The sequence below is a fragment of the Litoribacter ruber genome (assembly GCF_018500185.1).
GTDB classification, from domain to species: Bacteria; Bacteroidota; Bacteroidia; order Cytophagales; family Cyclobacteriaceae; genus Litoribacter; species Litoribacter ruber.
Map to the genome: position 1 here is coordinate 255,492 of NZ_JAHBGI010000005.1, position 12,121 is coordinate 267,612.

At 46.2% G+C, this 12,121-nt stretch carries 7 protein-coding genes; 5 read left to right on the plus strand and 2 right to left on the minus strand.

All coding sequences use genetic code 11. From position 1 onward, the window contains the following. Positions 1-253 precede the first annotated feature (253 nt). Entirely contained in the window at positions 254-4,576 is a 4,323-nt protein-coding gene (locus tag KIH41_RS09595; protein WP_214162254.1) for a PAS domain-containing protein, read from the plus strand. A gap of 166 nt (positions 4,577-4,742) precedes the next feature. Further along, positions 4,743-5,027, plus strand: a complete 285-nt coding sequence (locus tag KIH41_RS09600) for a toxin-antitoxin system YwqK family antitoxin (protein WP_214162255.1) — start codon at positions 4,743-4,745, stop codon at positions 5,025-5,027. A 112-nt stretch (positions 5,028-5,139) separates the two neighbouring features. Here the strand turns inward: KIH41_RS09600 and KIH41_RS09605 are convergent, their stop codons facing one another. Further along, complete coding sequence (locus KIH41_RS09605) at positions 5,140-7,164, minus strand: PAS domain-containing protein (protein ID WP_214162256.1); 2,025 nt, start codon at positions 7,162-7,164, stop codon at positions 5,140-5,142. Between the two features lie 5 nt (positions 7,165-7,169). After that, positions 7,170-7,823, minus strand: a complete 654-nt coding sequence (locus KIH41_RS09610) for a hypothetical protein (protein ID WP_214162257.1) — start codon at positions 7,821-7,823, stop codon at positions 7,170-7,172. A 379-nt stretch (positions 7,824-8,202) separates the two neighbouring features. Here KIH41_RS09610 and KIH41_RS09615 point away from each other — a divergent pair, with 379 nt between their 5' ends. The 3 genes from KIH41_RS09615 to KIH41_RS09625 all read left to right on the plus strand — a co-directional run bounded on the left by KIH41_RS09615 (position 8,203) and on the right by KIH41_RS09625 (position 12,120). Next, on the plus strand, positions 8,203-9,849 hold the full coding sequence (locus KIH41_RS09615) for a TldD/PmbA family protein (protein WP_213944749.1): 1,647 nt from the start codon (positions 8,203-8,205) through the stop codon (positions 9,847-9,849). A gap of 12 nt (positions 9,850-9,861) precedes the next feature. Continuing rightward, the gene (locus tag KIH41_RS09620) at positions 9,862-11,178 is read left to right on the plus strand and encodes a TldD/PmbA family protein (protein ID WP_214162258.1); all 1,317 of its coding nucleotides are present in this window, start codon (positions 9,862-9,864) and stop codon (positions 11,176-11,178) included. A 324-nt stretch (positions 11,179-11,502) separates the two neighbouring features. Continuing rightward, a complete protein-coding gene (locus KIH41_RS09625; protein WP_213944747.1) occupies positions 11,503-12,120 on the plus strand; it encodes a DUF4159 domain-containing protein in 618 nt (205 codons plus the stop codon). Position 12,121 lies beyond the last annotated feature (1 nt).

A 12,121-nucleotide genomic window follows, 5' to 3' on the forward strand; every position in this document is an offset into this window, starting at 1 on the left:
CAAGCCAAATACACTTTTGCCCCTGCTAGATACAATTGTATGAGTCAGGCCATGCTTGTTCCTTAAAAATCTAAAAACACCAATTATTGGCGTTTCACTTACATTAACTTTTTATATAGCCGCTTTTTGTCTGTTTAAGGAATGAAAACTGCTTCTTTTCACAAAATTTTTCATCAATGAAAAGTCCGCTTAAATTGCTTCTGGTTTTAGTTGTATAATTGATTTTGGTCAACCTCATTTCTACGGAATAACAATGCTTAAAAAATCAGATATATGGGCAATTTATGAAAATACCCTAACCCCTTCCCTAATAATCGATGGAGAAAGACCATCAATGAAGATCCTGAAAACCAACCCGACGTTTTGTCAGTTGGCAGGCAAACCAGAGGCATTTTTCGAGGGAGCCAAGGTCAGAGAGGCTTTCCGCCCATTTATTTCTACCAACAATATGGAGTTGCTGGACGACCTGATGGACTCATTGGTACTCGTGAAGACCAAAAAGAAAACCCATGACATGAAGGTGCAGCGGGTCTATATTCCTACCCAAAAAACCGGAAGTTTACGCGAAAGAAAATGGAGGATCATCAACACACCGATTCTTGGTGAGGGGAAAAAGCTCAAATCCATCATCCTCTCCATCACCGATGTGACCGAGCAGATCCACCTGCAGGAAAAGGACAAGGCCATTTACTTCAACCTTACCTATCAGCAGCAAATCTATAAGGGCATATTTGACAACCACCCCAACATGCTCTTCAAGCTGGATAATGATGGCTACATCACTTCGGCCAATGGCAATTTCCAGTTTGTGACAGAACGCAAAGAAGAAGAGCTCACCAAACTGCTCCTTTCCGACATCACCCACCCAGATGACGAGCTCTTGGTAAAAGGGATGCTTCAAAAATGCCACCAACGTGAGATTGTCAATTTTCATGTAAGTCTGAGATCAAAACGGAACCGGAAAATCAACTGTGAGGCCACCCTGATGCCATTGGCCGTACAGGACAAAGTGGTGGGGGTGTATGGGATTTTGGTAGACAAGACCCAGGAAAAGCTTCAGCAGCAGCATACCCTCCAAAAAAGCATCTATACCGAAACAATCGATAAAGTCACCCGTGTGCTGCTGGAAAGCAACCATGGCCAAGAAACCATACAGGAGGCCTTCCGGCTGACGGGCAACGCCATTCTGGTGGATGTTATCAGTTTTTACAAGGTAAATAAGGAGGGAAAGAGATACTCCAGCAGGCTGCTTTACAAATGGAAAAAAAGTGAGCGGATGAGGGAAACCTTTGAATCCTTCACCCCGGAGGACTTCCAATATTGTTTGGCCACACTGGAAAAAAACCGCATTTACAAATCCAAGGTCAGTGACTTAAAGAAAAGCGCATTAAGAGACAAGATGGCGCTTAGGGGCTCCAAAGCCATCATATTATATCCGGTATTCTGCAACGAGGAATTCTGGGGCATTATCATGTTTGAGGACATGCAGGAGGAAAGAAACTGGCAGCTGGAGGATGTCACTTTTTTGAAGACGATAGTCGTAAACCTCAGTGTGTCCCTTGAGAGGGTCCTCAACAAAAAGGCACTTGTTGATTCCAAACAGCAATTTGAAACCATTATTCATAACATCCCTGGATCGGCCTACAGATGCCTCCCCGATTCCGACTGGACCATGCTTTATATCAATGAAAACATTCAGGATTATTCCGGGTATCAAGCAATGGAGTTCATGTCAGGAGAAAGGACATTTGCTTCGATAATTCACCCAGAAGATCTGCCTTACACTTTTGACGCGACAGGGACAGACGAAGCCTACCATCATCTTGAATACCGAATTATCTGTGCAGATGGGTCGATAAAATGGGTCGAAGACCGTAGCATCAAGGTATTGGATGATGATGGCAATTGCAAATACCATGACGGCGTGGTGTGGGATGTCACCCACATCAAGGAAGTCACAAAAGAGGTGGAATTTGCCCACCGCAAATTTGAGTCACTAATCCAAGAGGGCGGGGAGCTGTATGCGATCTCCACTGACGATGCCTATTTTACTTTTGTAAGTAGCACCTACATGCCCATTTTGGGTTATGCACCTGAAGACCTGACAGGCAAAAGTGCTTTGGGATTTGTACATCCCGATGACCTTCCAGAATTGCTCCTGGAGTTTGCCAAAATAGATCAGCTCAAGCAGGTGAAAATGAGCCCCTATAGATTCCGCAACAAAGCAGGGGAATTCCGCTGGATTGAAAGCCATGCCACAGACCTGAGACATGATCCAGCTGTAAATGGCGTATTGGTAAATTCCCGAGACATCACCGAAAGGATGGAGGAGCTGGACCGGCTGAGGCTGATGGATCAAATCATCAAAAACTCCAAAGATGCTGTGTATGTAATCGAGGCCTCGGGAAAATCATTCTTTGAGGGAGAAATCATATTTGCAAATGAAGCGGCTTTAACCATATCTGGAAGGACAAAAGAGGAAGTTTTGGGAAATAATATTGTAAGCTTCCGTTCATCTCTTAAAAACCCTGAGGAATGTGATATACATGCTGCAGCATTTGACCCCAGTGGCTATAACAAAATTGAAATAGAAAAGGTAAGCAAAAGCGGAGAACCTTACTGGGTAACCATGGAAACTTTCCCCATGCGTAACCATCAGGGCAAAATCTCCCACTACATTATTATCCAAAGGGATATCACCGCCAAAAAGCATGAGGAAAATCGGAAAAACCTGCTTCACAAAGTACGAAATATATTTTCACAATCCATTGGCATAAATGAGGGCATACGTGAAGTATTAAAGGCCATTAATGAGTTTATTCAGATATCCCTCAGCGAGGCCTGGATCGTTTCTAAGGACAACAGCCAAATCTGTAAGGTAGCCTCTATAGAGAATGACAGCAAGGGGGTTGAATTTAGTAAAAGGACTAAACAAATAGACCGTTTTGCTAAAGGTGATGGACTGCCCGGGCTAACTTGGATGACTGGCAAGTTGGAGAATATGGAGGATCATACCACAAATCCTAATTGCCTGCGCCTAGAGGAGGCATATGTCACTGGATTAAACCAGGGGTATAGTGTCCCCATGCTGAGCCAGGGAGTGGTGTTCGGGGTGTTGACCTTTCTATCCGAAAAAGGACCGCAGTCCAACCTGCACTATTTTGAGGAGACCCTACTTGAGCTCGGGAACAAGCTTGGTATGGAGCTCGAGAAGAAACGGATGATGGAGGAGCTCAACAATTTCTTCGATCTCAGCGGGGACATGATGTGCATCCTTCACCAGGACAAGCTCTATAAAGTCAACCAGGCTTTTGCTTGCATCTTGGGGTATGAGATATCAGAAATAAAAGGCAAGTCTATCTTTGATTTTATCCACCCCGATGATATTGACCTCTCCCAAGATTCCCTCAGGGAAAGGTTCAAGGGGACGAATGTTTCAATTTTTGAAAACAGATATTTGACCAAGCATAAGGGATACCGCTGGATAAGTTGGAGCACAGCCTCTGATTTGGACGAGCTTGTACTTTATGCGGTCGGAAAAGACGTAACCGAAAACAAACTATGGCAGAACAACCTCTTGACTCTCAACAAGCGGCTGAATCAAGCCCAGGCGATTGGCAAGGTGGGCTACTGGCATTATGATTTTGCCAGCAAGGAAATGGAATGGACAGATGAGGTTTATAAGATATATGGAAAAGAAATAGGGTATTATGAGCCAAGTTTCCAAAAATCCCTGGAAAGCGTGCACCCTGAGGACAAGCATATCCTTCTGGTCAAAAACGAGCATGAACCGGCCAAGGATTACTATGATTACCATTTCAGGCTTGTCATGGATGACGGTACTACTAAGTATGTCAACCAAAAAATAAACATCATCAAGGATGGGCTTGGAAACATTACAGCTTGGGAGGGCATAATACAGGATGTTACGGAGGTGAAGCGCTGGCAAATGGCCCTGAGTGTCAGCAACGAGAAATACAAGCTGGCCATGCAGGCCACCAATGAGATGCTATGGGATTGGCAAATCGATGAGGATGAGGTAACCAGGGGCTCCACCTATTTGACCCTGTTTGGAAAAAGGTTTAAAAGATCCAAACCACAGGACTGGCTGGACATCATCCACCCCGAAGACCGTGATAAAGTGAAGGAATCTATCGAATCAGCGCTGAAGGACAGGTTTCAGCTCCAGTGGAAGGCTGAGTACCGAATCCAGAAACAGGATGGGCAAATGGCTTATATGGTGGATAGAGGAAGTATCCTGAGGGACACCGACGGAGTGGCGGAGCGCATCATTGGGGCCGCATTGGACGTGAGCAAGTCCAGGAAAATGATCAGCAAAATCAAACGACAAAACCAACAACTCAGGGAGATCGCGTGGACGCAATCGCATGTGGTGAGAGCCCCACTGGCCAGATTGAAAGGGCTAATCAATCTCTTGGAAAGCGAAAGCCCTGAAGATGCATTTGAAACTTTTAAGGAAATGCTTCCCCACATCAAAAGTTCAACCGATGAACTGGATGAGGTGATCGGCAAGGTGGTCAGAAGCACGGAGGATTTAGACCAAAAAAACCTGTAACACACTGACTGAAAGCCTGAAAAATTTCAGCGGGGGAATTGAAACACAAATTTAATTCCCCTATCCTAGGATATTTGTATTATACAACCTTTGCTAAAACACCTCAATTCGGTAGTTTAAACACATTCCCTATATTTACCCTTGGTGAACAAAATGCAGAAGTATTATGCTAGACATCAAGTTAAAAGAAAGCGAGAAAGAGGTCCTGGACAGGACTACCAACACGTTGACCTATTTCTTTGAAAACGGGGAGATCAAAGCCGAGGGTCCGTACATCAAGGGCAGACCTGAGGGGGAATGGAAATATTACCGCAAAAGCGGTGAGCTCTGGAAAATCGGCCACTACCAATCCGGCCTCAAGCACGGCCCTTGGGTAAGCTTTGACAAAAACGGTGACGAGGAATTCAAGTTGAAATACAAGGAGGGAAAGATTGCTGTGGGGAAGAAGTAAAAAAAAACAACCGCAAAGAAACAAAGAAGCGCAAAGTTTAACTGTTAAAATAACCTAGCGCTTCTTCAAAATCTTTGCGGTTAAATCCCGCCGTATACCATTTCTCTCAAATTTAAATCCCCCTCACTTCCTCCGATTTCTTAATCACTTCCTGGATCACCTTGTCAAGCTCCTTGGCGGAATCGGAGATGAATTCAAGCACATCCCTAAGCTCTTGCTTGTTATCAATACCTTCTTCTAAATCTTGATCCAGCATATCTACCAGACCGAGGATCCTGGCCAGTGGCGCGCGGACGTGGTGGGACTGCACGTGGGCAATTTCCTTGAGCTGGGCGTTTTGAAGCTTTACCTCCCCCATCAGCTTGGTGGATTGGGTCACATCAGCGGTGGCGCCCACCATTCTTACTGCATTGCCGGCATCGTCACGCAGCACGTAGCCACGGTCCTCCACATACACGACCTGACCATTTTCTTTGACAAGGCGGTAATTCAGCTTCCAGTGGTGGCAATCTTGATCCTGCATCACCTCTTGCAGCCTTTTCTTCACCATCTTAATATCCTCTTGATGGATGAACTTCAGCCAAAGCCAGCCTTTGATGTCGGGTTGCAGTTCTGTGCCCAGTAGCTTCTGGAAGCCTTTGCTCCTAGTCACCTTGTCCTTGCTTAGATCCCAGTCCCAGATCATCTCGTTGGTGGCCATCATGGCAAACTTAAAACGCTCATTGCTGATTTTGAGCTTTTGGTTATTGATCACCAAGTCGGTCACATCCCGCATGTGCAGGATGGTGCCTTGCACTTGGCTGTCCTTACTCAGGTTGATGGCCGTGCCTTCCACCCATTTCCAGAAACCCAGATGATCTTTTACCCGAAAGGGGGAGAATTTGGTCTGCTGAAGTGGCTTGATAAAAACCAGCTTTTTCATCACCCTAAACCTGTCTGCAGGATGGACCAACATCAAGGCCACTTTACCCAAAATCCGCTCCACCTTCCAGCCGAGTAGTCTTTTCAAATTTCCACTCATAAAGGAAATCAGGCCGGCTTCATCAATGATCGAAATCAGCTCGGCTCCATGCTCGACAATGGTTTCATAAAAACGATAGGTACCCGACTGGCCAAAAGACACAGCTTCGGGGGAATTTGCCACAAAAGGAGCCAAGTCCTCTCTCACGGTAAGGCCGAAGCGCTCCATTTCCAGTTTAAGGTTCTTTTCAATCTCATTGGCCACAAGGGAGGCAAAACATTTCAGGAACTCCTTTTCTTTTGGGCTCCAATCTCTTTCCCTCACACAATCATCAAATCCTATAAACCCGTGGAAATTGTTCTGCACATATAAAGGCAGGATAAAAATGGACTTGATCTTTTGGTCATCCAATATATCCTTGAGGTTGCCGGGCCTAAGTCCTGAAATATTCCTGCAAAAGAAATCCTTGTCAACCAAAGGCTCTATCAGGTCCTCAATTTCCTCAAACAGGAGGTTTTGCGTGACCATATTTTCCGACTCATCCCAATAGCTGTCTTTGGCCCATTCGAACTGCTGGCTGGTGGCCGGTTTGCCGGACTGGGGATGCTGACCGTTGACAAAGTAATAGGCCCGCTCCACGTCTAGCTCCTCCCCTACCAGCTTTAGGGCTTTGCCCAAAGAGGCCTCCAACTCCTGCTCCTGACGGAAAATCCCCAACAGGAATCCCATCAGACTGAAATCCAACTGGCTTTCCATAGGAAAGGTAATATTTTCCTCCACCGTCAGCAACTCTTTAGAAACCTGCAGGATGTATTTCAATTCGCTGTTTTGATCCAGAATGGGAATATTCTCAATTTCCCAAGCGTATTCCTCCACCAGGCCGTCAGCAGTCTCCAGCTCAAAGTGGAACTTCTCTATCTTTTTAGGTATCCTATAAGTTTTCACATATTCCAGAGAAGTTTTGAGAATACTGGCCGATATATTCAACCTATCCTCATGATGGGAATAAAAAGACTTTATATAGTCTTTACCGATAAGATCTTTCTTTTCCCCACCGAGCAAACGCAGAAATGCATGGTTCACATCTTCAATCAAATAACTATCCTTAGCGGCAGGTTTTAAAAGGAGGGAAGGGTAAGGACTTACCTTAAAATACTTGAGGTAAATGTTTTGCATATTGGTTATCGGTTAATCACTTTCAATCTTTCCTGATGCTGGGAAGTCTGGATATGAAAGATCAAGAGACCTTTTGGCAAAATGGCCAACATTCGGTCAAGTTCAAAATTTAATTGCTGCAGACTATCCGTCTGTATCTCCCAGCTCCGGTCAAACTGGTCAAAAATCTTCACATTGATTTTTTCACCTCGTCCAAGTTCATACGCATATGCCAACCTGGCGCTATTTTCAACAATGGGGTTTGGAAACACTCTCCAGCTGTTGTCCGAAAGCCGATGCACACCGGGGCTTTCCACCATCACGAGTTCGCTGTAGCTTTCCATTTCACGCGGAGAAGTGGCCTTTATCCGGTAATAAAGCCTAGTCGGCAAGAGGGGAAGCAGTTTGTCCAAGAAATGAAATTCACCGTTGAGCTCATCCTTACTTTCAAGCGTCCCGATAACTTCAAAATTGACGATACCGTTAATGGACCTTTCAATTTCAAAGTTCGGGTCATTTTCCTTGAGCATGCTCCAGGCAAGGTTAACCTGATTGGTTTCCTTGTCAAAAGTACTTTGAAAGTATAGCCAGGAAATATTCTCAACACTTGCCAAAACAGTCGGATTGGCGCTCCAGGCACACCAAATCAGCAACAGTGTAATCAATCGTGGTGCTTTCATATGCGTTTAAGTTTGAAATAAAATTAAGGCAGGGTTTCTTAAAAAAATCATATTCCACAACCTACCCCTCAAAAAAAATACACCTATTTTTTACCCCTTACCATAAATGCTTTTGGTAGAAAAAATAATGCTATTCTACCCCGAAACGCTATTTTCTATTTTCTACCTGAAAATAAGGAAATGGGGTTTTAAAATTAGATTTTTCCAAGATTATTACCGCTCTGTTTTCTGCCCAAAACCGAAAAATCGCCTCAGGTCACGCATATGAGCCATTTGTAATCTGAGTTTGCTATAATCAAACTTTCGGTCTAAATTTAGAATCGAGCTTTAAAAAAAGCTTAACCTTTATATTCTATTTCAACCAAAACAAGGAGGTAAATTGAAAAGAAGAGATTTTATCCATCTGTCCGGTCTCGGATTGGGTGCGATGATGCTTCCGGGATTGGCTTTCGGCAAGGAAGTCAGCCCAGAAGAACTTATGAACCCAGGCATGCTCAATGCCGCCAAAAAAGAACTCGCCGACGTGGCCTTACAGGCCGCACGATCCAAAGGCGCTACTTATACTGATGTACGAATTGGCCGATACTTGAGACAGTTTCTTTTCACCAGAGAGAAGAATGTCCAAAACATCACCAATGCCGAATCCTTCGGGGCAGGCATAAGAGTGATTGCAGACGGCACTTGGGGATTTGCGGCCACCGATGACGTGACCAAGGAAGGCATTGCCAAAGCGGCCGAAACCGCCGTGGCCATCGCCAAAGCAAATGCCCGTCTTCAGAAGGAACCCGTGGAGCTTGCCCCAGTTCAAGGTGTAGGTGAGGTGACTTGGAAGACGCCTATTGAGAAAAACGCTTTCGAAATACCAGTTAAGGATAAAATAGATCTCTTACTAAAAGCCAACAGCGCTGCCATGGATAACGGAGCGGCATTTGTCACCTCCAACCTTTTCATGGTCAACGAGCAGAAATACTTTGCCTCCACCGACGGTTCCTATATCGACCAGGATATCCACAGAATCTGGCCTACCCTTTCTGTAACTGCAGTTGACAGAGAGGCCGGGCTCTTCAAAACCAGAGACGCCCTTTCTGCACCAATGGGCATGGGCTACGAATATTTGGACGGCCTTGCTTCCGAGAAAACCGAAGGACCAGCAGGCACAGGTTTGGTGAGTTACAGAAACTCCTACGATATGGTCGAGGATGCCACTGCCGCGGCCAAGCATGCCACCGAAAAACTCAAAGCCAAATCGGTGAATCCCGGAAAATACGACCTGGTGTTGGATCCTGACCACCTTGGCCTGACCATCCACGAATCCGTGGGTCACCCGCTTGAACTTGACCGTGTATTGGGCTATGAGGCCAACTATGCAGGCACCAGCTTCGCCACTTTGGACAAATGGGAGTCAGGTGACTTCAAATACGGTTCTGACATTGTCAATATCGTGGCGGACAGAACCCAGGAAAACTCTCTTGGCAAAGTTGCCTTTGACGACGAAGGCGTGGAAGCCAAGGAATGGGACCTGATCAAAGACGGCGTTTTGGTAAATTACCAGGCCATCCGCGACCAGGCACATATCATCAACGAACCTGAATCACACGGCTGTTGCTATGCCGACAACTGGAATTCTGTTCAGTTCCAAAGAATGCCAAACGTTTCCCTACGCCCTGGCAAAGACAAGCTCAGCGCCAATGACATGATCAAGGATGTGGAAAACGGCATCTACATCGTAGGCCGCGGCTCGTATTCCATCGATCAGCAGCGCTACAACTTCCAGTTTGGCGGGCAGCTGTTCTACGAAATCAAAAACGGTGAGATCACCGGTATGTTGAATGACGTGGCTTACCAGTCCAACACGCAGGAATTCTGGAATTCATGTGTGCAGATTTGCGACAAGGATGACTACAGACTGTTTGGGACTTTCTTTGACGGAAAAGGCCAGCCTTCGCAGGTCAGCGCCGTTTCCCACGGAAGCTCCACCACCCGTTTTAACGGCGTGAATGTCATCAACACAGGTAGAAACATTTAATCCCGACGCGACATGGCAGTTTTAACTAGAGAAGAAGCAAAACAGATTATAGATAAGGTTTTGTCATACGCTTCGGCGGACGAAACCGATGTAAGGATTTCCGGTGGCAAAACCGGCAACATCCGTTATGCAAGAAGCACCGTCAACACCAGCGGTGAATCCAATGAATTGAGCCTGGCCATCACCTCGGTGTACGGCAAGCGCTCAGGCTCCACTACCATCAACGAACTTGATGATGAGTCTTTGAAAAAAGCAGTAGAAAGAGCCGAAGAGATTGCAAAACTCGCTCCCGAAAACCCTGAGTATATGCCTATGCTCGGTCCTCAGGAGTATGAAGAAAGCAGGACTTTCTCCGAATCCACTGACAAGATCGACCCTGAATTCAGGGCCAAGGCAGCAGCGGACAGCATTGACCCCACATCTGCTAATAACCTTACCGCAGCAGGGTATCTAGAGGATTATTCTGGTTTTTCTGCTTTTGGCAACAGCAAAGGCAACTTTGGCTACAACCAGAGTACCTCTGTGGACTTTTCGGTAACAGTAAGAACAGAAGACGGTACCGGCTCCGGATATGCCATCAGGGACTTCAATGACGTTTCCCTTTTGGATACCGGTAGTGTAACCAATATCGCCCTTCAAAAGGCCCAAGCTTCAAGAAATGCTCAGGCCATCGAGCCGGGCAAGTACACGGTGATCCTTGAGCCCACTGCCGCCGGCGACCTTTTGAGGCTGATTTCCAGAAGTATGGATGCCAGAAGTGCCGATGAGGGAAGAAGTTTCTTGAGCAAGAGAGGCGGAGGAACCCGTTTGGGTGAAAAGCTTTTCGACGAAAGGGTAAACATTTACTCTGACCCAACACATCCGGACATTCCATCAGCCCCTTGGACAGGTGAAGGCCTGCCTAGAGAAAGAACCCAGTGGGTGGAAAACGGCGTGGTGAAAAACATGTACTACAGCCGCTATTGGGCAGAAAAACAAGGAGTGGAACCAGTTGCCCCACCTTCAGGCATCATCATCGAAGGCGGCGATAAGTCGTTGGAAGACATGATCAGAAGCACAGATAGGGGCATCCTGGTCACCAGGTTCTGGTATATCAGAGCTGTAGATCCACAGACATTGCTTTATACGGGTCTTACGCGTGACGGTACTTTCTACATCGAAAACGGTGAGATCAAGTTCCCAGTTAAAAACTTCCGCTTCAACGAAAGCCCCATCATCATGCTCAACAATATCGAGGAGCTGGGCCAACAGCAAAGGGTCAGCGGCAGCATGATCCCCGCCATGAAGATCCGGGACTTCACGTTCACAAGTTTGTCGGATGCTGTCTAAGAAAAATGGACACAGAGGAAAAAGAGTTTTAAATTGAGTTTCACTGAGTTTAAAATCAACCTAAAAGGGCGCAGAGGTGACAGGGTTTAATCTCTGCGAACTTTTGCGCCCTTTATGGTAGTTGATTTAAATAACCACGGAGAACCCGAGAGCACAGAGATGTCGGATGACCGATGTTGGATGACCGATGTCGGATGTCGGATGAGATTAAACTTTGCGCCCTCCGCGCTTTTCCTTTGCACCTTTGCGTGAAATTGACCGCGATGGAGCCTCTGTGAAACTCTCTTTAAAACTCTGTGGAACTCCGTGTCCCTTTAACTCATCATGCGAAAATTCTTTTTCACACGAATTAAATACAACTCGGGAAACTGGGATACCGACCAGCGGATGCCGTCCAATTTACTGCATTCACTGGTGGAATACACCACTATACCCATTGATGAAAAAGAAAAGATCGTAGAACTCAGCAGCCCGGAGATCTTCAAAAGCCCTTTTTGCTACATCAGTGGGCATAAATTAGTGGAATTTTCCGAGCAGGAAAGAAACAACTTCCGCACCTATGTCCAAAACGGTGGCTTTGTCTTCGCCGACGACTGCAATCATGACATTGACGGCCTGTTTGCCAAATCCTTTGAGGCCGAAATGGCCAAGACCTTTGGCAAGGATGCCCTGCAAAAGATCCCCAACGACCACGCCATCTACTCCAGCTTTTTCAAGTTTGAGGACGGTCCGCCTACCACCTCCTTTGAGCTCAACGGCTGGGGTGACGACCTGGTCCACGATTACCTTAAGGCCATCCTGGTCAATGGAAGGATCGGCGTCCTCTACAGCAACAAGGATTACGGCTGCGAATGGGACTACGACTTCCGCAACAAACGCTTCCTAAGGGAAGACAACACCAAATTCGGTGTCAACATCGTTGTTTACGCTTTAACCCTATAAA